Here is a 21,518-nt window from a genome sequence, read left to right on the forward strand (position 1 = left end):
TGTACGCTCAAATAAAGGATTCGTTTCACAAAAAAACAGAAAATAGTGAAAAAATTTCACGTATTTTCTGCTTGTTCATAAAATAGTCAATTTTATTTACAGATATTACATTTAATTACTTTTTATCACTGGTTGGTTCTGTCTTTTCATCGGTTTTTTTGCCAGTTTCTTTCTTAGGATCTTCCTTTTTCCCTACCTTAGGCAGGTCGATTTTTGTAATCAAACCTGGCAATTCCTTCTCCATGAATTGATTCATGCTCGCCCCCGAAACTTGTCCACGAAGCGATTCCTTCTGATCCGCTGTCAATTTGTCGAACGTCATCTCAACACGAGATTCGACCTTCATCACATGATAACCAAACTGTGTCTCAACCGGATCACTGATTTTATTGAGCGGAAGCTCAATGGCTGCTTTTTTGAATTCCTCAACCCACTGACCTACAGCTGCATCTTTATATAATCCGCCATTGTCTTTGGAACCTCCGTCATCGGAGTACTCCTTCGCAATTTTATTCCAATCAGCATTTGGTGCTTTCAACTTCGCTTGAACTTCTTTCGCACGTTTCAATGCTTCTTCTTTCGTACGCTTTGTTTTACCGTCTTGCGTTTCTAGGGCAACAAGGACATGACGAACAGATGCTGTAGTGAAGTTTTGCTTATTCTTTTCGAATTCGGCCTTCACCTGGTCATCGGTTACTTTCGCATTGTAATCCGCAACAACTGTAAGCAAGCGCGTCATATAAGCGAGCACATCTTGATCCGATAATTTAAGCTTGTCCAACTCGGTTTTGTATTGATCCCCAGCTGCTTTTTTCATTTGGTCCAATTGCTCTTTCGCTTTCTTCTCGCCGTCTTTCTTCGCTGCATCTGTTGCTTTGTCAGCTAGAATTTTGTAGGCGATCTCTTGCTTGAGCAAATATTCTCTGAACTCATCCATCGTTACGACTTGCGCGTATTGCGGATAGAGAAGCGTCATCATGCTGAGCTCTTTATTAAATTCATTCTCAGTAATCGTTCCGCCTTTATACGTCGCAACGACCTTGCTCTGATCTCCTTTGGCAGCAGAACCCTCATTCTTCTGTCCGCATCCCGCGATTAACGATACCATAAGTACCGCCACAAGCGTGATCATCAAGGATTTCCAAGCACTTTTACGGTTATTTAACAACATCTTGTAATTCTCCCTTCGTTTTGAACGCCTCTTTGGCGCTTTTAAGCACATCTTCTACCAATTGCAGCATCTGCGAATCATCTAGCCCTTTGCATCTCACATTCATTATAATACTTGGACCCTGCTCAAAGCGAATACGCTTATCGAACTGTGCACCCAGCTGCGCTAATTTGTCACGATAAATGTGATCGGTCTCGCTCGCTGCAATACGGATGACAACGTCATCGCCTTTCTTCGAAATGGCCTCGATGCCATAACAGCGACCGTAAATTTTGAGCCTCGCAACCGCTAGCAAATGTAGAACAGCAAGTGGCAAGTCGCCGAAGCGATCCACCAGCTCATCCTGCAATTCATCACCTTCATCGAAGGAACGCAAGGATGCGACTTTCTTGTAAATCTCAATCTTCTGAATACTATCATAAATATAATCGGATGGTAAATATGCATCGACACTCAAGTCAATCACAGTCGATATCTCTTTCGGCGGTGCAACATAATCCCCGCCCATCTCAGCTTTCCGCTTCTGAATTTCATCCGCGAGCATTTGCGAGTAGAGATCAAATCCGACCGAAGCAATGAAGCCGTGCTGCTCCGCACCGAGCAGATTACCTGCTCCACGAATCGACAAGTCGCGCATTGCAATTTTGAACCCTGAGCCAAGCTCTGTGAATTCCTTAATCGATTGCAGACGCTTCTCCGCAACCTCCGTCAATACTTTATCCCGTTGATACGTAAAGTACGCATAGGCAATCCGATTCGAACGTCCAACACGCCCGCGCAGCTGATATAGCTGAGACAAGCCCATTTTATCGGCATCATGGACGATGAGTGTATTCACGTTCGGAATATCGACGCCCGTCTCAATGATACTCGTACTGACGAGCACATCATATTCGCCGTCCAAGAAATCGAGAATCGTCTTCTCTAGCTCCTGCTCGGACATTTGTCCATGCCCTACAGCGACTCTCGCATCCGGCACCAACGCCGAAATTTGTTCTGCCATTTGGTAGATCCCTTGAACACGATTATATAAATAGTATACCTGTCCGCCGCGTGCTAATTCACGTTCAATGGATTCCCGGGTAAGTGTATTGCTATGTTCCACGACATAAGTCTGTACAGGGAACCGGTTCTCCGGCGGCGTCTCAATAACAGATAAATCGCGAACCCCAAGCATCGACATATGCAGCGTACGCGGAATTGGCGTAGCCGTTAAGGTGAGTACGTCGACATTCGTCTTCAGACGTTTCAGCTTTTCTTTGTGCGATACGCCGAAACGCTGCTCCTCATCGACAATCAGCAGTCCCAAATCCTTGAAGATCATATCTTGCGAGAGAATACGATGCGTCCCGATGACGACATCGACGGTCCCACGTTTGATGCCCTTGATCGTCTCATTCTGCTCTTTCTTCGAACGGAATCGGCTAAGGACTTGTATATTCATCGGGTGACCCGCGAACCGTTCGCGGAATGTCTCGTAATGCTGCTGCGCCAAGATCGTTGTCGGAACAAGGACGGCCACCTGCTTGCCTTCCATCGCTGCCTTAAATGCTGCACGAACGGCAACTTCCGTCTTCCCGTATCCAACATCACCGCACAAAAGACGGTCCATCGGCACGTTGTTCTGCATGTCCTTCTTGATCTCTTCAATCGCACGCAATTGGTCGATCGTCTCATCATAGGGGAACATTGCTTCGAACTCTTGCTGCTCAGGCGTGTCCTTCTCGAAAGCAAAACCCGGTGCAGATTGACGTTCCGCATAGAGCTTGACTAGATCATCCGCAATGTCCTGCACGGAAGAACGCACTTTATTTTTAACCTTCGCCCAATCGTTACCGCCTAGCTTGTATATCTTCGGCTCTTTCTCTTCCGAACCGACATACTTCTGGATCATATCGATCTGTTCGATCGGCACGGATAGCTTGTCGCCGCCTGCATACAGAATATGCAGATAGTCTTTATGGATGCCGTTGATCTCCAGCGTCCCAATCCCCATGTATTTCCCGATACCATGGTTCGTGTGCACAACATAATCGCCGACCTTCAGCTCGGTGTAGCTCTTAATGCGTTCGGCATTATCGACTTTTTTATCAATTTTACTACGAACTTTACGCTGCTTCTGCGAGAACATCTCGCCTTCGGTAATAACGACAAGGTGGATGGAAGACAGCTCGAACCCTGTCTGCAGGTTGCCCTTCAGAATCATTGGCTCGTCAATCTGGTAATCTTGCAGAACGCGGCGCATCCGCTCTGTCCGCTCGTCATTGCTCGCGAGCATCATGACCGTCGCCCCAGACTTCTTCCAACGCTCCATCTCTGCCTTGAGCACGTTCATCTGCCCATGGAAATCCTGCATCGCGCGGCACATGAAATTAACGATATTCTGCGGCTGCGTATGCGGAATTTGACGTAAGAACAGCGACAAGAACAACGTCTGGAACGGAGGATGATGCAGCATATGATCGGCCGTATGACCGAGCACGAAGCCTGGCATTGATTTGCCATTCTGCATCAAATGCAGATTCCACTCACTCTCATCCCGTTCAAGCTGCTTCGAGATCTCCAAGATACGCGTTGGTTCGTCCAGAATGAGGAGAGTATCTTCTGCCATGTAGTCGAATAACGTCTCCCGCTCCGGGAACAACATCGAAATATATTTATAGAGGTCCGGAAAATAGATCTGCTCCCGCAGCATCTCGAGCTCACGACCGATCTCTTCGCGAAGCAAAATCTTCGCATTGCGATCCGCCATCTTCTCCAGCTGCTTATCGAGCAGTTCCGATGCATGCACAGCCGCATTCTGGAATCGCCGTGCATCGGCAATAATCTCCTTACATGGTGGAATGACGATGGCTTCTTCCTTGTCCACCGAACGCTGATCCGTCGGATCGAATGTACGAATCGAGTCGATATCATCACCGAACCACTCCACCCGGTAAGCAAGCCGTGAGGTTAGTGGATAGAAGTCAACAATTCCGCCGCGTACGCTCATTTCACCGCGTGATTGGACCTGCTCTACCCGTTCATATCCGAGCTCCACCATACGCTTCATAAAGGCATTAATCTCCAGCGTCTCCCCGACTTTAATATCGAGGTGTGCACTCTTCATCATCTCTCGAGTCGGAATGAATCTGCGTACACCGGAATAAGGAGCGACGATAACACCGCGGAAGCCGCGAGAGGACTTCATCAAGACATCGATGCGCTGCGCTAATGTCTCAGGACTTGAAATGGCTGATTCTGCTGCGACCAGCTCATTGGCAGGATACAACATCACATGCTCCGGTGAAATGCACTCCTGCAAATCCTCGGTGATTTTCTGCGCTGCGAACATATTATGGGTCACAATGAGGATCGGACGCTGCAGCTTCTCGAATAGCGCAGCGATCACAACTTGTCGCGAAGAACCTGTGAGTCCTGATATGAGCTGCTCTCGCATCCCGGATTCAAGGCCTGCTGTAATGGATTTAAAATCTCGATCTTCGGATAATGCTTGAATAAGTGCGTGTAACAACGCGGGCACCTCTCTCTGAATAACTCATCTCTTAAGAGAATCCATGGAATGGCATGGAAATACAGCGTTCAAGAACGCGTACCAACACCATGTAGAATTGGCTTCGCCGTCTTCATGACGGGAAGCGCCTCTACAAATTTGTATACACGGGCCATACCATTCTTCGGATCTTTTACAAATAAGCCTCGGCGAACATGCCAAGGCTTCTATCATCTTTTGTACAACACTTCTACTGTAGTGGACTCGATAAGAGCGACAATTCTGGGTGGTTGTCGAGTGCTTCTCTGCAGTAATCACATGTCACTCGCACGGTAACGTCTCCATTTGAGTTATACGATATTATATCGTTGCGTTCTTCAGGGGTCAAGGAATGGAACCCGAGTTGCGTCTCACTTACATGTTCTTGATCAATACGGCCTAGCGACGTCCCGCAATGCCTGCAAATATAGTTTACTGACATCTATATGCCTCCTGAGAGTAGGATATACCCCCAGTATGCCCATCCTTCTCAGAATTAGCCGTATTATCCAGTATGGATTTCAGGTTACCCGTTGAACTTCGCCATCGTCGTTTCGAACGGATGCTGCAACGCAAATTCAAGTGCATCACAGGTTGCTCCGATCATATCTTCGAGCGGCGCTGCTTCAGTCTTCGGGAAATTATTGAGGACATAATCGGCAATATTGAATCCTGCTGGCGGTCTTGAAATCCCCATCCGAACACGGTTGAAAATCTGGGTGCCGGTGTGCTGAATGATTGATTTAATCCCATTGTGCCCACCTGCGCTTCCTTGATAACGAAGACGAATCCGTCCAATCTCCGTATCAAGATCATCGTAGACGACAATTAAATCTTCCAGATTCACTTTGTAGTAATCCATGAATGCCCGAACCGACTCTCCTGATAGATTCATATACGTCATCGGTTTGATCAAGGCAACCTTCTTCCCGTTCACATGCCCCTCGCCGATAAGCGCTTTGCATTTGTTCTGGGTGACGGCGATGTTATGACGTCTCGCTAGTTCATCAATCGCCATAAATCCGACATTATGCCGCGTTTTCTGATACGATGTCCCGGGATTCCCAAGTCCGACAATCCATTTCATATGTGTGCAATTCCTCTCTATGCCTATAGGTAAAACTTATAGATTCTTATATTTGAACGACAAGGGCTACTTCTCCACTAGGCGCGGAGCTGTAACCCTTCATCATTCGTATGCTTAGCTTACTCTTATTCGATTTCGAACAGCTTGCTGATCGACAACTCTTCGTGGACACGGATAATCGCTTCGCCCATCAAAGGCGCAACGGATAATACTTTGAGTTTGCTTGTTGGATTAGGATGCGTAATTGGAATCGTATCTGTCACGATAACTTCCGTGATTGGTGCATTTTCAAGACGTTCCATCGCAGGTCCGGATAAGACCGGATGTGTACAACAAACATAAATTTCTTTGGCGCCTGCATCACGCAATGCATTGGCACCTAGAACAATCGTTCCAGCCGTATCGATAATATCATCGATAACAATGGCAGTTTTCCCTTTAACTTCACCGATAATGTTCATGACTTCACTCACATTCGGCTCAGGACGACGTTTGTCAATGATAGCAAGTGGGGCTTTCAAGAAATCAGCCAATTTACGGGCACGAACAACACCACCATGGTCAGGTGAGACAACAACGACATCCTCGATTTGCTTCGAACGGAAATATTGCGCCAGAATCGGAACACCCAGCATATGATCCACTGGAATATCGAAGAAACCTTGAATTTGCGTTGCGTGCAAATCCATTGTAATGACGCGATGTGCGCCTGCCGTCTCGATCAAGTTCGCAACGAGCTTCGCTGTGATCGGATCGCGTGAACGAGCCTTACGATCTTGACGTGCATAGCCGTAATACGGGATGACGACATTGATACTCTTCGCCGATGCCCGTTTCAGAGCATCTACCATAACGAGCAGCTGCATCAAGTTATCATTAACCGGTGCACACGTTGATTGAACGACATAGACGTCACAACCACGAACACTCTCGGTTAGCTTGATATGGATCTCGCCATCGCTGAATGCGAGTGTCTCCGAATCTCCCATCGGTACGCCGATATGTTCAGCAATGCGATGTGCCAAAGACGTATTCGAGTTGCATGTAAAAATCTTTAATTTTGAGTCACAATAAGCCATAGAATAAAAACCCTCCGTGCCAGTCGTTGTATAGTCAGTGTTGCTATCATAACCTAGTTCGTCTTGTTCCTGCCGATAACCAAACATGATAAATCCTATTGTGCTTACGAATTACGCTCTTTCTTCGCTCTAGCACGGGCTCGCAATTTCTCCGCATATCCCGGCTTATTCACTTGGCGTTCTCTTGCAACAGCTAGTTCGTTCTCTGCTACATTATGCGTTATTGTTGATCCAGCCACGACATATGCCCCTTTGCCTACCTTAACTGGCGCAATTAGGTTCACGTTACTGCCGACAAAGGCATCATCTTCGATCTCTGTAACAGATTTATTATACCCGTCATAGTTGACCGTAATCGCTCCGCAACCGATATTTACATTCTTACCGACCGTTGCATCGCCAATATAACTCAAATGACTTACTTTTGCACCGTCATCTAACGTTGCATTTTTTATTTCAACGAAATCGCCGATTTTCACATTTTGACCAATCCGTGCACCTGGGCGCAAATAAGCGAACGGTCCGATTCCCGAGCCGTTGCCTACCGTCGCTTCCGACAATACGGATTGCTTCACAATGACGCCATCGCCAATCTCAGAATCTTCAATTTCAGTATGAGGCCCAATCATGCATTCATTACCAATAATGGTCTTTCCGCGAATCATCGTTCCCGGATAGATGACACTATCTTGACCGATCACAACGTCAGCACCAATGTAAGTGGATGCTGGATCAATCAATGACACACCATTGATCATATGTTGACGGTTAATGCGAGCACGCATTAATTGCTCGGCTTCCGATAACGCAACGCGGTCATTCACACCGATCGCTTCAGCTTCATCCGTTGTGCAATACGCATCAACGATATCGCCCGCAGCACGCAAGATGCCAATGACATCCGTTAAATAATATTCCTGCTGCACATTCTGATTCGTCACTTGCTCCAGCGCGGCAAAAAGCTTCGCATTATCGAAGCAATAGGTTCCTGTATTAATCTCTTGAATCGCTTGTTCGTCAGGCGTGCAATCTTTCTGCTCCACAATCTTCTGAACCGATCCGTCGGCACCACGAATAATCCTTCCGTAACCGGTAGGATTAGCCATATGCGCTGATAGAATCGTTGCGGATGCACCCTTCTCCGTGTGCAACGCAATCAAACGCTCAAGTGTCGTCTCCGTCACTAGCGGCGTATCTCCGCATACAATTAATGTCAAACCTTCTTCATGTCCTAGCAGCGATTTCGCTTGCTTCACCGCATGACCTGTACCTAACTGTTCTGCCTGCAATACATATTCAGCACGATCTCCCAAATACGATTTCACAGCATCAGCTCCATGACCTACAATAACGACTGTACGCTCACAGGATGCACGCGATACGGTATCGACGACATGACCTACCATCGGTTTGCCGCATACCGGATGCAACACTTTATACAATTTCGACTTCATGCGTTTGCCCTGTCCTGCAGCAAGCACAACTGCCATTCTCTTCAAGGTTCCGACCTCCCAAACGCTTCTTACCATATGCTCATTCTAGACGCATAACAAATAGACATACTTCGCACATGTTAATCAGTTCATTAAAGAATATATCCTATTCTGAACAAAAAGAAAAGAGAGCCGTCCTCCGGCTCCCTTCCTCTAAGCGCAATTACAAACCTTAAGCTCCCTCTTCGATGACTTCTTCTTCCGTAGCTGCGCGCTCATATTCAGCGAGAACTGCTGCTTGAATCTTCTCGCGAGTTGTGGAAGAGATCGGGTGAGCGATATCGCGGAATTCACCATCTGGTGTCCGCTTACTCGGCATTGCAACGAACATCCCATTGTTCCCGTCGATGACGCGAATGTCGTGCACAACGAATTCATTGTCAATAGTGATGGAAGCAATCGCCTTCATTCTCCCTTCGGAGTTGACGCGGCGGAGCCTTACATCGGTAATTTGCATGTGTGTTCACCACCTTTTTCCATCAGAGACTTGGTGTATAATTCCACACATCCATGCTAATTCCTTCTTTTTTTTACCATTGTTATGAATATTTTTTGAATTTAAAACTAATATTTATGCGATTCGACATTAATCGAATTAAATCGACGCAATCAATTCAATTTCGACAAGGACATCCTTAGGGAGACGGGCAACTTCAACGGTTGATCTAGCTGGCTTATGGTCACCAAAATACGATGCATAAATCTCATTCAACGCTGCAAATTGATTCATGTCTTTAATGAACACCGTCGCCTTAATTACGCTGGAGAGTGTAGCCCCTGCCTCGGCCAAGACAGCTTGTAGATTATGGAAAACCTGATGCGTCTGCTCTGCAATTCCACCCTCAACAATTTGTCCATCCAGGCCAAGTGGAATTTGCCCTGATGTGAACAATAAATTACCAAATTTCATGGCCTGTGAGTAAGGTCCAATCGCTGCCGGAGCATTTGTTGTTGCAACCGTTTCTAATTTCATCCTCAATCACGCTTCCTCTCCAAAATAATTACCAGGTTCGACCGAGATTTGTTTGGTCTTGAAATCAATATGTGTTAACTTCGCAAGCGAATAATAATCATTCAGCAGTCGTTCATTGCTCTCCAGTTCACCAGACTCGACGAGAACGCCCACACCTGCAACAACGGCTTCGAATTCATGCAGCAGATCAATCATTCCTTGAACCGTCCCGCCTGCTTTCATGAAGTCATCAATAATCAGTACACGTGATTTCTCTTTGAGTGCTCTACGTGCTAGCGTCATCGTATGAATGCTCTTATTGGAACCCGAAACATAGTTAATACTTACAGCAGAGCCTTCTGTCACCTGGTGGTCACGTCGAACGAGCACCACGGGAAGATTGAGCTGGGCAGCCGTCGCGTAAGCGAGCGGGATCCCTTTCGTCTCCACCGTCATGACCACATCGATCTGAGCATCCGCAAATGCCGCTGCGAACATTTTGCCAACCTCATTCATCAGGGCAGGCTGCCCCAAAAGATCCGTCATATACAAGTAGCCGCCCGGCAAGATCCGATCAGGATCCTCTAGCTTGCGAGACAATTCCTCAATGATAGGCAATGAAATAGATTTCGGCATGCGCGGGATAAATTTCACACCGCCTGCCGCTCCAGCGAGCGTAAGAAGATCTCCCATACCCTCTTCTTCGAACACTTCCTTAATGATCACTAGATCCTCACTGATCGATGATTTCGCTGCATTGTAGCGCTCAGCAAAAGTCGTGAGCGATATTAAAGTATGGGGTCGATGTAACAAAAATTGTGTCATTTCCACCAGACGGGCGCTTCTCTTTAACTTTTTCATTCTACTCCCCCTCTGTTAAATCCGAATATTATAATGAAAATATATCATTTTTGTACGGATTTTACCAACATTTCCTTCATTTCATTATGTGAGCATACGAACAGCATATACTTCTTTGCAGAATCCCCTAAGTCCATTATAGATTCTCGCCACTTTGGATTCCTTCGATACAAGGCCGAAGACCGTCGGTCCGCTGCCCGACATCAATACCCCATCCGCTCCCAGCTTCATCATTGCGTCCTTCAACTGGTGCACTTCAGGGTATAGCGATAAGGTGACATCTTCGAGCACATTGCCAAGTTGTCCGCACACATCGTGGAACTGCTGATTTTCGATCGCTGAGATCATATCCGCCATAGAAGGGTGGCCGTTCAACTTGTCTACCCGAAAACGTCCATAGACATCGGCGGTAGAGACATTGATCGGTGGCTTTGCTAGAATCACCCAACATTGCGGCGGATTCGGGATCATTTCTAATTTCTCGCCACGACCTCGCGCAATCGCCGTGCCTCCCGTCACGCAGAAAGGAACATCTGAACCTAGCTCAGCACCCAGCTCTTGAAGTTCATGATCCGGAATATTCAGCTTCCAGAGGCGATTCAATCCACGCAGTGTTGCTGCTGCATCACTACTTCCCCCTGCAAGACCTGCAGCGACCGGAATCTTCTTATCCAGGTGGATATAGACACCCTGCTTGACGTCATAACGGTTCTTAATAAGCTTCGCGGCTTGAAAGGCAAGGTTCTTCTCATCAAGCGGAATATAACCCGCTTGACTCGATATAATAATCGTGTCGCGAGGTAATTCCTCCATCTCGAGACGATCTGCGAGATCGACCATCGTCATAATCATCTCAACTTCATGGTAACCGTCTTCTCTTTTATGTAACACGTCCAGCAATAAGTTGATCTTGGCTGGCGCTTTCTCATATACTTTCACGGTCTTCACCTACTTTATCTGATCGAACGTTCTACGAACTTAACATATTATATCAGAATCATATATTGAAGTCATTTGAAGCCGTCACAGGAAATAAAAAGCGAAGAACGCCACCTGTGTCGGACATCCTTCGCTCATGATGATTATTTTCTTGATGCGGCTTGTTCAGCCAATTGGATGGCGCGTTTAACCATATTTCCTGCATCCTTCGCTCGGATGTTGGCCCAACCTTCATTCTGGACTGTCTCATAAAACCCGAGGTCCTTCGCAAGCTCAACTTTCAATTGATCTGACATGACACTTCTTCTGCGGCTCATCTCAGGTCCTCCTTTAAGGGATGTATTTATGACTGGAGTGTATTCGTTGCCCTTATCGTTAGTATGGCTGTTCCCTATCCAGATCATACTCACCTATCACTCCATGAAAAAAGACAGCCCCGAAGGGCTGCCGTGATGCTTACTACAAAAGCCTTAATTCTGGATATATGTGATGCGCACTTGGCCATCGTCCTCGCATACCGATAATTCCACAGACTCCGTCAAAATGTCGGCGTAACTGTATGAAACACGCTTAAATGCGTTCTGGTCCTGGTCAAGTTTAACAATGAAAACAGATGGGTAGGTTTCTTCAAGTACACCGGTACGTTCAATGGTCTTTCGGCGACCACCGTTTGCTCGCAGCATAATTTTTCGCCCGACATGGGCTTCTAGGCTACGTTTAATTTCCAACAGCGCATTTTTAGCCATTGTCAACTACCACCTCTTTCCTTGTCCATTATAACCAATTCAAGGGGTGATGTCAAATAAATGAATATTATATCAACGATTATTTGAAGTTGTCAACGGCAATTTTGTTAAATTTCGAAAATTATTCACGGAATCGACGGAACGATGTCCAAATTGGTTAAGTCTCGAAGTTTCGGAAGACCGATTCGATAACTTCCCCGCGTCTCAATACCTCCCATACCATCGGTTCCCGTAATCGTCTGGGAGAGAACTTCCACAATATTTATCGTCTCCCGGATCGGTGTAAAAGATGCCTTCGCTGCAACATACACCGGATCAAGCGCATGGATGAGAATACGTCCCGGTGAGCTTGCGAAGTTCGCACCTGCTTGGAGCAGTGCTTCGAAATGCGACTGACATGCCCCTGCAACGATATTCAGCACATCGAAATTCCGTTCATATTGCCGTGCCGTTTTGATGGCATTCACGAAATTCTGAGAGTTCTTATAACTGGACAAGCTGTACAAATCACGATTCTTCAAATGCCTATAGACGCCGTCATGTCCGGTAATGACAACGATATCCGGATTTACGCGGGGAAGCAGTCGGTAGAGGACGTCAGCCATGTTTGCTTCTGTCACGTAATGTCCTTCGGCTGGGACCCGCAGTTGATTATACAAATCCAGACTCTTCCTCAAATAATTCGGATCCCCGTCCAAGTGGAGCACTTTGCCGGGTACTTCAAAGTACGGTTGGTGGTTCATCATTTTCTGATTCAAATCTGCCTGGTTCCGCTCGGTCTGCACGCGTCTATGCTGTTCCAGAAGCCGAGTCGATTCCTTCGCACGAATAAACGCCTGTTCTTCTTTATAGTGTAGAGGTTTCCCCTCGGTTACAGGCATCAAATCATTCGTGGGAGCATCCGCCAATAGACGAAAGTCAATCCCCTTGATAATCACTAAATCTTTCATAAATGCCTCGATGCGAAATGTGACGTCTCCGCCATACGATTTTCGAACGACAAGATCTCCTTGCTTCATGGCCCAAATCACCTCTTCTGTCTATCGTATGGAGGTGCCCATGGATTGGTGTCTATCTTCTGTTCGAATCCACATCGATTTCATGCAATCAACCGGATTTTAGCGGTTATACCCGTCCTGCTGCCAACAATACGTCGCTAAGACGCGCAAATTCAGCGATACTTAGCGTTTCGCCTCGGCGCTGGGGTTCGATACCCGCTTCCTGTAACGCGGCCTCCAGCGCCTCACGGCCGCCTTCATTGAAGAATCTCGCCTTTAAGTTATTCGCAATCGTCTTCCGTCGCTGCGCGAACGAGGCTTGTACTACTTGGAAGAAATGGGCTTCGTCTGCGACCTGAACTGGCGGTGTATCCCGCACCTTCAGCTTAATCACAGCAGACTCCACGTTCGGCTGTGGAATGAACACCGTATGCGGTACCGTACATACCAGCTCTGGCTCGCAATAATATTGGACTGCAACACTTAGACTGCCGTAGTCTTTCCCACCTGGGCGAGCAGCCATCCGGTCCGCCACTTCCTTCTGGATCATCACCACAATATTTTGCAGCGGTAGACGTTCTTCGAGTAGCTTCATAAGAATGGGCGTCGTAACATAGTAAGGAAGATTCGCCACGACACTGACTTTGTTTACCTTAGAGAACCGCTCCTCGAAAATTTCCTTCAAATCCACTTTCAGTACGTCTCCATGAATGACGCCTACATTCGGATAAGGTGCAAGCACCTCTTCCAGAATCGGAATCAACCGTGTATCGATCTCTACTGCTGTCACTTCCGCTGCCGTCTGCGCAAGACGTTCTGTCAGCGCTCCGATCCCAGGTCCAATCTCAAGAGCCCCCATGGTCTCATCAAGTTCTGCAGCATCTACAATTTTGTTCAATATATTCATATCAATCAGAAAATTCTGACCTAGACTTTTCTTAAATGAAAATCCATGTTTTCCAATAATATCTTTCGTCCGCTTCGGCGTCGCAATATCGATGCGTGCCCCAGCTGAATTGATTTCTTTCATTATTTCTACAGCCCTTCATTTTCAATTTGCTCTAACGCGGCCAAGAACTCTTCTCGGCTAATCTGGAACATGCCGCAGCGTTTATAGAACTGCTTTCCGTTGCACATGCCAATCCCAAGTATATCTCCCATCGCCCTTCTACGACTCGCTGCATTCGGATGGGTAATTAGTCCTGCATCCATCAGATCACTCCAATCGATGAGCTGTTCATTCTTCTCATATTCCGTTCGCAGATGATCCAGTGCATACCGGATCGCTTCAGGCGATGCATTCTCTACACCGATGTCCCCTTTGTAGGTGGCATCCGCTTCCTTCAAGAAAGCGTGCTTGCAGCCCGGGATACGATTCGATATAATCTTGCGAATACGTTCCCCGGCATGATCCGGATCCGTCAGAATGATCACGCCTCGACGCTCCTGAGCCAGCGCAATACGCTTTAATATCGCATTGTTAATGGCAGACCCCCCAGTCTCGATCGTATCGGCCTCTACAGCCCGCCGAATGGCCGTGGTATCGTCTTTCCCTTCGACCACGATGACTTCCTTAATCATGTACAATCCGCTTCCTTTCTTTTCTTCCGCAAAATACAAAAAGAAGAGGTTTCCCTCTTCTTATCATGGCATATTGTTATGGATAATACTATATGATTAATACACGATTGGCAAATGAAGCATGGCCTAGAATTACGACCCTCATTAGCTCGCCGACGGTTTGACCGGTCCAATCACATAGACGGTATGCCCCTTCTTACGGCCGAATTTATTCGCTGTTTTTAGGGATTGAATATACACGTCGATCTTATTGCCCTTAATAGCGCCACCTGTATCTTCCGCTCGTCTTAATCCGACTCCTTCGATGTATACCCACCAGCCAATCGGAATGACGTCCTTATCTACAGCGATTGTGCGCCCTTCGGTTACGGTCGCGCCTGAAGCCGTCCGCGTTCCAATGCCATCTTCTTCCGAAGAATAGGCGGTTAACGTTACATTTTTCAGCACTTTTGCATATTTCACTTCTTTACCAAGGCTATGAATTTTCGCAACCCCTGGTCCGCCAGCAGACAAAGTTCGGACTTTAGCCTCAGGTTTCTTTGTACCATAAGCAACGATCTTGTGTGTTGCCTTGGATTTATAGGCCTTATCAACCATTTTGATCGAAACCAACTTACCATCTTCGAAGACCTTCTCAATCTTCTGAACAACAAGTCCAGACTTTCCGTCTTGGATTAGCTTCTGTTTGCCTTGCAGGAGCGTTGCATCGGGCTTTTTGACGAATTCAAAAGGAATCGATACTTCGCGGTTTACCAACTTCGTACTGACGCGTGTAATCTTAATCTCCAGTTTGTTCGAAATCGGTGTATTCAGCGCAGGTGTAATTTTATCGTCTTCAGATAATGTTATATTCGCAGCTGCGAGTACTTCTTTGACTGTTTTTTCGGTCGTAAACAAGTTTTTTGTCTGACCATCTGCTGTGACAAGAACGGGAACCGCACGCGTAATTTCAACGCTGTCACCATCCTTGAGCTCCGATTGGAGCGGCATCGACAGCTTGTCGTATGCGCCGACTTGTATAGCTTGTTCATCCAGTAGGTGCTGTAATACTGTGTTAGTCGTTTCGACCTGGATATGTTGTCCGTCTACGACCAGAGAAATATCCTTCTTGGCGTAAACATTCAGCACCACCATTAACATGAAAGTCATCGCGAGTGACAGTAGAGCCACGAGTGATATCAAACGCACGTTTTCATGCATCCATCGCAATGCGAAAGACATGCTGGATGATCGTGTACCATGGGATTCCTTAGTTTGGAAAACGCCCACGTCTTCAGACCTCCTTCATAGTCCCGCCGTCAGGTGTTACGCATGATCATAAATTGACGAAGACTATATACTGTATTTTTGCACAACGGCCGCATCAACCTGCATGTGACAGCTGTACACCATCCTCTGTTAGGTACGTCCCCCCACCTCCTGTTCTGTAACAGTATGACGTCCTACTCAACTTTATTCAAAAGAAAAGAAGCCTAGCGTAAAGAGGGTCTCTTTCGTGGCTTCCTGTTGGAAACAATAGTTGATGGCCGCACGAGGGTACCTCTCCCTGCACGCTTACGAGGTTAGCTGTCGGATTCGGACGTGAGAGTCGCCCTAAGATTGCTATCCCGCTCATGGCGAGAAGCCCTCTATTCACCCCATTAAGAAATCAATTACGAACCCTCCTGAGAAGGTCCATATCGGTTCCCCCGCTCTCCAATTTGGAGACTCAGCGATACAAAATGGATGGAACAATATTCAAACTCTGATTTGAATCATACTCTGAATGCTCCATGCTTGTAAAGAAGGCATCAAACTCATTTTTAGATATTAATGGTTAAAATTTTGTAATATTCTTCGATTTTTGAGATGAAAACTACCTATTTCACCCGTTTATTAAGTTTTTCATGCGTTTTTCACCGTTTTTCATCCTAACCGGAAACAGGCTTGGGCATTTTTCATCGTAATTTTAGCAACTTCTTCCAAATTTAGCCCTTTTATTTCCGCTGCCGCCTCCGCAACAAGACGTACATAACCTGTCTCATTTCGCTTCCCGCGATAGGGGTGCGGCGTCAAATATGGCGAGTCCGTTTCGATCAAAAATCGGTCATTCGGAACGTTCGCGAGGACCTCTTTGGGAACCCTTGCATTCTTGAATGTAAGGGGGCCGCCAAATGAAATATAGAATCCCAAATCTAGGCATTGCTTGGCAATTTCCCAGCTGCCGGAGAAGCAGTGCATTACGCCTCCACATTCCTCAGCATGCTCTTCGCGCAAAATGCGAACGACATCCTCGTGCGCATCCCGATTATGAATAACGATCGGCATATTAAGACGCTTTGCTAACCGAATTTGTTCACGGAATACGCGATGCTGCACATCCTTTGGTGAGGTATCCCAGTAGTAGTCCAGTCCGATCTCACCAATCGCAACAACCTTCTCATGTGCACATAACTTTTCAATCCACTCGAGGTCACCAGGCTGCATCGTAATCGCGTCTTGCGGGTGCCAGCCTACAGCAGCATAGATAAAATCATAGCTTTCCGCCAATTTCATGGTCGTCGGGATCGTCTCACGGTTAAACCCGATATTGACCATCTGCGTAACGCCTTGTTCCAGCGCTCTTGCAATGACTTCCTCCCGATCTTCGTCGAATTGTTCAGCGTCTAAATGCGTATGTGTGTCGAATAACATCAGTCCATAATCCCCTTCTAATGTCTTAATTTGATATCTTTTGTCCTTGATTATGTCGTTGGCACATCGAATAATTTAGAAATTTCCCGATCAAGCAGGTGGGCAACGGCGCGTAGTTTATTTTCAGGAAAATACAAACGAAATTTGCCTTTGCGAATGCCGCTGATTGAACGCACAATTTCGGATACTTCGGAAATTTCCCGAAGCTGTTCATGATGATCCAAGAGCACTATCTGCTTGCCCATCGGATGTTCTCCTGAGCGATAAATCGAATAGGATAAGTCCGTTGGCGAGTCAATTTCCAGATCGTAGGCTGGATTTAACCCGGCATGTACGAATTGCTCATATATCTTATCTTTTTGCTGATCATCCAAGTGATCTAACGTGACATATTTATATAATTTACGTTCCATGAACCGATCGCACAGATCCGCAAGGATCTCATCTTGCTCCTGCGTCCACTGCATAAATACCGTCTGAATCAAAGCCTCATCGAGGCGTATATATTGTTCCATTGAAATTTTTCCTTCAAATAAAGAAGGTAATGGCTCGAGCATGAATTGGAACGAATATCCGTTGTCATACAATTCTTGTGCCCGTTTGAAAATTTGTCGCAGGATAATTTCAGAGCTGCGTGTCACAGGATGGAAATAAACCTGCCAGTACATCTGGTATCTCGACATCAAATAATCCTCAATCGCATGCATACCGCTCTCCTTCACAACAATGCGACCTCGATAAGGTCTTAACACCCGAAGTATGCGATCCATGTCGAATGTCCCGTAATTCACACCGGTAAAATACGCGTCTCGAAGCAAATAGTCCATACGGTCCGCATCGAGTGCACTGGATACAAGGTGAACAACAATAGGTTTATCGTACGTCTTCTGAATAACAGATGCAACCTGCTCCGGGAAATCATCCGATATTCGTCGTAGAACCTCATGGATTTCCGAGTTCTCTCGAATGATTCGACAAGTCCAATCTTCATGATGCATCTGAAACGCCTCTTCAATCGAATGCGAGAACGGTCCATGGCCAAGATCATGTAGCAGCGCTGCACACAGCGCAAGCAGCCGCTCTTCCTGCGGCCAATCTGAATACCCGCTTCGTTCGAATTGCGAAATAATTCTGCGCGTAATCTCATACACGCCCAAGGAGTGCGAGAATCGGCTATGCTCCGCCCCATGAAAGGTTAAATAAGACGTTCCTAACTGCCGTATCCGGCGTAATCGCTGAAATTCTTTGGCATTGATCAAGTCCCAAATGGTCTGATCCTGCACATGAATATATTTATGTACTGGGTCTTTGAATACCTTTTCTTCTTGTAATTGTAAACTATACATATCTCATACCCTCCCTATCGAACTAGAATAAAGTCGTACAACTATAGATTTTGTCGAATCGTGTCAGTTTTATTTTTCCAATTCATTTTCGTAGACTTTCAGACCCAAAAACCCGTCTTCCCTTGATTTATCTACTATTAGTAGCAGCCCATATATTGCTAGGTCTAGCATCGATTTTATAGGTTGACTATTTTGGGAATGCTTGGTACTATTATATTCATGAAAAACATAGAACTATGTCGACATTTGTCGATTCTTTAATTGGTGAGAGGAGCAATAACAAAATGATGAAAAGTACGGGCATTGTAAGAAAAGTTGATGAATTGGGCCGCGTCGTTATTCCGATTGAACTACGCCGCACATTAGGCATTGGAGAAAAAGACGCGCTTGAGATTTATGTTGATGGTGAGCGTATTATGCTTAAGAAATACGAGCCTGCTTGTATCTTCTGTGGTAATGCCGAGAACGTTACATACTTTAAGGGAAAAATAATTTGTCACGAATGCTTATCAGATATCCCAACACCTGTGACAAAATAAAAAAATTAGTATATAATAGATTTACCAAACTTATTAATTCTAACCTTTTTATATCTCCTTGGTACCTTCGGTGGCCTAACCTGCCCAGAAGGTATATTTTTTTTCTCCAAGTGGTAGTTCAAAATCGGCTTATGATCATGATGTGATTCGGGAGGTTGTTTCGACGTCGAATCTTGCTTTCAACTTCGAACTGCATATGCTTACGATGTATGTTTCCTTTGGAAACATTTCAGATGCTCATTTAGGTTTTGCCTAAACTCCGCTTCTCCTTCTTAAGTTTTAAGCAACCTAAGCATACGCTTTCGAAGTAGTTTTCTTCGAAAACTTTTAGGTGCTGATAAGCCGATTTTGAACCTTTATTGAAATTCAAAGCCTAACCCTCCATTTATAAGAGAGAGTTATAAATGTCCCTTCTCGATACATTGCGATCTGCGGCGGCTTGTTTCATGGCTTCTTTGCGATTACCCCCGTTACGCTCCTCATAATGCGCAACATGCGCCTCAATAGACAGGGACTCCCACCATACCGTCTGATCGGCAGATGCCGAGCCATCGGAAGACTCAAGAACGAGACAGTATTCCCCTTGCGGTGGATGTTCTTCAAGCCATGTGAGACATTCTTCAATGGTCCCGCGTGCGAACTCTTCATACCTCTTCGTCAGCTCTCTGGCCATCACAATTCGGCGGTTCCCGAGTACCCGGTGCATATGCTCTAATGTCTTCGACACACGATGGGGTGATTCATAGAACAATAATGTCCCTTCAGACATGCGAAGAGATTCCAAGACCTGTTCAACCGACTTCTTATCCCGAGGTAAGAACCCGACAAAGGTAAACCGTTCTGTAGGCAGTCCCGATACGATTAAAGCCGATAGCGCTGCATTGGCACCTGGTATCGGTACGACCGAGATATCGTTCTCAATCGCCAACGCTACAAGATCCGTCCCAGGATCTGAAATCGCGGGTAGACCGGCATCGCTGACCAAGGCAATATTTTTTCCTTCTATTAAATAACGTACCAGCTCTGGACCACTAGCATGTTTATTATGCTCATGATAACTGTACAATGTCTTGGACGGAATCTCAAAGTGTGTGAGTAGCTTGCGGCTCTGACGGGTGTCTTCTGCGGCAATCACATCGACCTCTTGCAGCGTGCGTACAGCACGATACGTCATATCTTCCAAGTTACCTATTGGCGTTGCCACCAAATATAATGTACCTGCTTGCGGTTCAGATCCTCTCTGAAAGCTTTTCTGTAAATTCCAAGTCATCTGTCTCTCCCCACTTTAGGCCCATAATAGATTTGCAATAACTCTTCGCAATATTCATTGTTCTCATTATAGACAATGAGTGGTGGTAATAACCGAAGGTCTGGTTTACCATCACGAATCGCTTCGATGAGCACCATATTCGCTTCCTGGTCGATTCGTGAATGTACAAAACGTATCCGCTTCGGTTCAAGCTTATGCTCCCGCATCATACTCACAATTTCGCCAAGTCTAGAGGGCCTGTGAACCATCGAGACCTTCCCACCCGTCCGAATCAGCCGCTTGCATGCGACAATGACATCTTCTAACGTACAACCAAGCTCATGCCTTGCCATCGCTTGATGGCTATTGAGCTTATGCTCCCCCGTTAGCATCTTCATATAAGGCGGATTAACGGTAATGGCATCGTAGATTTCATATCCGACTTCTTGATAATACGTCTTCAAATCCCCTTGAACGATGTGAATTCGCTCCTGCAGCCCATTAAGCTCAACACTGCGACATGCCATATCATGCAGACGGGATTGAATTTCTACCCCATCAATCTTCGCTTCTGTCCGCGTCGAGAGAAGAAGTGGGACCACACCATTACCCGTACACAAGTCAAGTATTCGCCCACGTTTCGGAACAGCAGCGAACCTTGCCAATAAGACCGCATCCATCGAGAAGCTGAACACTTCATCACTCTGAATAATTCGAAGCTCATGCGTTAATAAATCATCCACCCGCTCCGATGGCTGTAATTTCAGTTCTTCCATGACATTCATACGTTCCTTTCCTCGGATCAATTAAAAAAAACCGTAGGCAGAGTCTACCTACGGTCGTTATTTATTCAAAAATGACAGACAGAACAGGCAATCGCCTTCGGTCCGCAAATGTCCGTAATATACGTTACAAATATGGAAACCTTCGTGATACAAACGCGCCAAATTATCATGGCCTTCACCGACAATCGCACTAGCTGCGTTCGCCATCGCTTCCGGATGAATTACCGGAACTTTCGACGACTTGGTAACAGCTTGATTCACAGCCTCGACTGCTACGTGTTGTTCTTGTGGCATGGACTCACGCCGAAGCACGCGCCTCAGCTGCTGATTCTCCATACTTAACCGTTTGTTCTCTTCTAATAACTGCTTAACCACAAGCTTCAGTTCACCCAATTGCTCATGCAGGTTCCCTGCTTGTGATTCAATATTATGAATTTGTGTGAAAATCTCTTTTTTCTCCAAGTTCCCACCCCAGAGCAATCAATTG

General features: G+C 46.2%; 22 protein-coding genes and 1 riboswitch. Of the genes, 1 reads left to right on the forward strand and 21 read right to left on the reverse strand.

Annotated features, from left to right (window positions below):
* Positions 1-115: 115 nt before the first annotated feature.
* The 18 genes from AC3WU2_RS28605 to AC3WU2_RS28690 form a co-directional block, all read right to left on the reverse strand.
* Positions 116-1,171, reverse strand: coding sequence for a peptidylprolyl isomerase (locus AC3WU2_RS28605; protein WP_492458289.1), 1,056 nt, complete (start codon positions 1,169-1,171; stop codon positions 116-118).
* Entirely contained in the window at positions 1,158-4,685 is a 3,528-nt protein-coding gene (gene mfd / locus AC3WU2_RS28610; protein WP_492458290.1) for a transcription-repair coupling factor, read from the reverse strand. The genes AC3WU2_RS28605 and mfd overlap by 14 nt, the downstream gene beginning before the upstream one ends.
* Before the next feature lie 229 nt (positions 4,686-4,914).
* Positions 4,915-5,145 (reverse strand): anti-sigma-F factor Fin, encoded by a 231-nt coding sequence (gene fin, locus AC3WU2_RS28615; protein ID WP_083927291.1) that lies wholly within the window; start codon positions 5,143-5,145, stop codon positions 4,915-4,917.
* A gap of 84 nt (positions 5,146-5,229) precedes the next feature.
* On the reverse strand, positions 5,230-5,790 hold the full coding sequence (gene pth, locus AC3WU2_RS28620) for an aminoacyl-tRNA hydrolase (protein ID WP_492458291.1): 561 nt from the start codon (positions 5,788-5,790) through the stop codon (positions 5,230-5,232).
* A 125-nt stretch (positions 5,791-5,915) separates the two neighbouring features.
* Positions 5,916-6,869, reverse strand: coding sequence for a ribose-phosphate diphosphokinase (locus AC3WU2_RS28625; protein WP_018759484.1), 954 nt, complete (start codon positions 6,867-6,869; stop codon positions 5,916-5,918).
* Between the two features lie 104 nt (positions 6,870-6,973).
* Positions 6,974-8,368: a bifunctional UDP-N-acetylglucosamine diphosphorylase/glucosamine-1-phosphate N-acetyltransferase GlmU gene (gene glmU / locus AC3WU2_RS28630; protein ID WP_018759485.1), complete on the reverse strand. Its 1,395-nt coding sequence runs from the start codon at positions 8,366-8,368 to the stop codon at positions 6,974-6,976.
* Positions 8,369-8,534: 166 nt separating this feature from the next.
* Entirely contained in the window at positions 8,535-8,819 is a 285-nt protein-coding gene (spoVG, locus tag AC3WU2_RS28635; RefSeq protein ID WP_018759486.1) for a septation regulator SpoVG, read from the reverse strand.
* Between the two features lie 138 nt (positions 8,820-8,957).
* Positions 8,958-9,335 carry a RidA family protein gene (locus AC3WU2_RS28640; protein WP_492458292.1) on the reverse strand — a complete coding sequence of 126 codons (378 nt, stop codon included), beginning with the start codon at positions 9,333-9,335 and terminating at the stop codon, positions 8,958-8,960.
* A 6-nt stretch (positions 9,336-9,341) separates the two neighbouring features.
* Entirely contained in the window at positions 9,342-10,175 is an 834-nt protein-coding gene (gene purR / locus AC3WU2_RS28645) for a pur operon repressor (protein ID WP_018759488.1), read from the reverse strand.
* A gap of 84 nt (positions 10,176-10,259) precedes the next feature.
* The gene (gene ispE / locus AC3WU2_RS28650) at positions 10,260-11,114 is read right to left on the reverse strand and encodes a 4-(cytidine 5'-diphospho)-2-C-methyl-D-erythritol kinase (RefSeq protein ID WP_379351592.1); all 855 of its coding nucleotides are present in this window, start codon (positions 11,112-11,114) and stop codon (positions 10,260-10,262) included.
* A 143-nt stretch (positions 11,115-11,257) separates the two neighbouring features.
* The gene (locus AC3WU2_RS28655; protein WP_018759490.1) at positions 11,258-11,431 is read right to left on the reverse strand and encodes a small, acid-soluble spore protein, alpha/beta type; all 174 of its coding nucleotides are present in this window, start codon (positions 11,429-11,431) and stop codon (positions 11,258-11,260) included.
* A 153-nt stretch (positions 11,432-11,584) separates the two neighbouring features.
* The gene (gene veg / locus AC3WU2_RS28660; RefSeq protein WP_018759491.1) at positions 11,585-11,860 is read right to left on the reverse strand and encodes a biofilm formation stimulator Veg; all 276 of its coding nucleotides are present in this window, start codon (positions 11,858-11,860) and stop codon (positions 11,585-11,587) included.
* 125 nt (positions 11,861-11,985) lie between these two features.
* Positions 11,986-12,879: a sporulation peptidase YabG gene (gene yabG / locus AC3WU2_RS28665; protein ID WP_492458293.1), complete on the reverse strand. Its 894-nt coding sequence runs from the start codon at positions 12,877-12,879 to the stop codon at positions 11,986-11,988.
* Positions 12,880-12,985: 106 nt separating this feature from the next.
* Positions 12,986-13,888: a 16S rRNA (adenine(1518)-N(6)/adenine(1519)-N(6))-dimethyltransferase RsmA gene (gene rsmA / locus AC3WU2_RS28670; protein WP_492458294.1), complete on the reverse strand. Its 903-nt coding sequence runs from the start codon at positions 13,886-13,888 to the stop codon at positions 12,986-12,988.
* Between the two features lie 5 nt (positions 13,889-13,893).
* Entirely contained in the window at positions 13,894-14,439 is a 546-nt protein-coding gene (gene rnmV, locus AC3WU2_RS28675; RefSeq protein WP_492458295.1) for a ribonuclease M5, read from the reverse strand.
* Positions 14,440-14,583: 144 nt separating this feature from the next.
* Complete coding sequence (locus AC3WU2_RS28680) at positions 14,584-15,708, reverse strand: resuscitation-promoting factor (RefSeq protein ID WP_492458296.1); 1,125 nt, start codon at positions 15,706-15,708, stop codon at positions 14,584-14,586.
* A 268-nt stretch (positions 15,709-15,976) separates the two neighbouring features.
* A riboswitch (cyclic di-AMP (ydaO/yuaA leader) is annotated at positions 15,977-16,163 on the reverse strand.
* A gap of 181 nt (positions 16,164-16,344) precedes the next feature.
* Positions 16,345-17,112: a TatD family hydrolase gene (locus tag AC3WU2_RS28685; protein WP_492458297.1), complete on the reverse strand. Its 768-nt coding sequence runs from the start codon at positions 17,110-17,112 to the stop codon at positions 16,345-16,347.
* Between the two features lie 50 nt (positions 17,113-17,162).
* Positions 17,163-18,458, reverse strand: coding sequence for an HD domain-containing protein (locus AC3WU2_RS28690; protein ID WP_492458298.1), 1,296 nt, complete (start codon positions 18,456-18,458; stop codon positions 17,163-17,165).
* 284 nt (positions 18,459-18,742) lie between these two features.
* Here AC3WU2_RS28690 and AC3WU2_RS28695 point away from each other — a divergent pair, with 284 nt between their 5' ends.
* Positions 18,743-18,997, forward strand: a complete 255-nt coding sequence (locus AC3WU2_RS28695) for an AbrB/MazE/SpoVT family DNA-binding domain-containing protein (protein ID WP_018759498.1) — start codon at positions 18,743-18,745, stop codon at positions 18,995-18,997.
* Between the two features lie 385 nt (positions 18,998-19,382).
* On the opposite strand, the gene rsmI is transcribed toward AC3WU2_RS28695, so the two are convergent.
* From rsmI to AC3WU2_RS28710, 3 genes are read right to left on the reverse strand one after another with little or no spacing between them, the layout of a single operon-like run.
* Positions 19,383-20,267, reverse strand: coding sequence for a 16S rRNA (cytidine(1402)-2'-O)-methyltransferase (gene rsmI, locus AC3WU2_RS28700; protein ID WP_492458299.1), 885 nt, complete (start codon positions 20,265-20,267; stop codon positions 19,383-19,385).
* Entirely contained in the window at positions 20,264-21,031 is a 768-nt protein-coding gene (locus AC3WU2_RS28705) for a tRNA1(Val) (adenine(37)-N6)-methyltransferase (RefSeq protein WP_492458300.1), read from the reverse strand. Before AC3WU2_RS28705 ends, rsmI begins: the two co-directional genes overlap by 4 nt.
* Positions 21,032-21,088: 57 nt before the next feature.
* Complete coding sequence (locus AC3WU2_RS28710; RefSeq protein WP_492458301.1) at positions 21,089-21,493, reverse strand: initiation-control protein YabA; 405 nt, start codon at positions 21,491-21,493, stop codon at positions 21,089-21,091.
* Between the last annotated feature and the right edge of the window lie 25 nt (positions 21,494-21,518).

The sequence above is a fragment of the Paenibacillus sp. EB106-05-06-XG162 genome, assembly GCF_058791655.1.

Coding starts and splice junctions, on each gene's coding strand:
- AC3WU2_RS28605 (WP_492458289.1), bottom strand. CDS start 1,171: ATGTTGTTAAATAACCGTAAAAGTGCTTGGAAATCCTTGATGATCACG.
- fin (WP_083927291.1), bottom strand. CDS start 5,145: ATGTCAGTAAACTATATTTGCAGGCATTGCGGGACGTCGCTAGGCCGT.
- pth (WP_492458291.1), bottom strand. CDS start 5,790: ATGAAATGGATTGTCGGACTTGGGAATCCCGGGACATCGTATCAGAAA.
- AC3WU2_RS28625 (WP_018759484.1), bottom strand. CDS start 6,869: ATGGCTTATTGTGACTCAAAATTAAAGATTTTTACATGCAACTCGAAT.
- spoVG (WP_018759486.1), bottom strand. CDS start 8,819: ATGCAAATTACCGATGTAAGGCTCCGCCGCGTCAACTCCGAAGGGAGA.
- AC3WU2_RS28640 (WP_492458292.1), bottom strand. CDS start 9,335: ATGAAATTAGAAACGGTTGCAACAACAAATGCTCCGGCAGCGATTGGA.
- purR (WP_018759488.1), bottom strand. CDS start 10,175: ATGAAAAAGTTAAAGAGAAGCGCCCGTCTGGTGGAAATGACACAATTT.
- AC3WU2_RS28655 (WP_018759490.1), bottom strand. CDS start 11,431: ATGAGCCGCAGAAGAAGTGTCATGTCAGATCAATTGAAAGTTGAGCTT.
- veg (WP_018759491.1), bottom strand. CDS start 11,860: ATGGCTAAAAATGCGCTGTTGGAAATTAAACGTAGCCTAGAAGCCCAT.
- yabG (WP_492458293.1), bottom strand. CDS start 12,879: ATGAAGCAAGGAGATCTTGTCGTTCGAAAATCGTATGGCGGAGACGTC.
- rsmA (WP_492458294.1), bottom strand. CDS start 13,888: ATGAAAGAAATCAATTCAGCTGGGGCACGCATCGATATTGCGACGCCG.
- rnmV (WP_492458295.1), bottom strand. CDS start 14,439: ATGATTAAGGAAGTCATCGTGGTCGAAGGGAAAGACGATACCACGGCC.
- AC3WU2_RS28685 (WP_492458297.1), bottom strand. CDS start 17,112: ATGTTATTCGACACACATACGCATTTAGACGCTGAACAATTCGACGAA.
- AC3WU2_RS28690 (WP_492458298.1), bottom strand. CDS start 18,458: ATGTATAGTTTACAATTACAAGAAGAAAAGGTATTCAAAGACCCAGTA.
- AC3WU2_RS28695 (WP_018759498.1), top strand. CDS start 18,743: ATGATGAAAAGTACGGGCATTGTAAGAAAAGTTGATGAATTGGGCCGC.
- rsmI (WP_492458299.1), bottom strand. CDS start 20,267: ATGACTTGGAATTTACAGAAAAGCTTTCAGAGAGGATCTGAACCGCAA.
- AC3WU2_RS28705 (WP_492458300.1), bottom strand. CDS start 21,031: ATGAATGTCATGGAAGAACTGAAATTACAGCCATCGGAGCGGGTGGAT.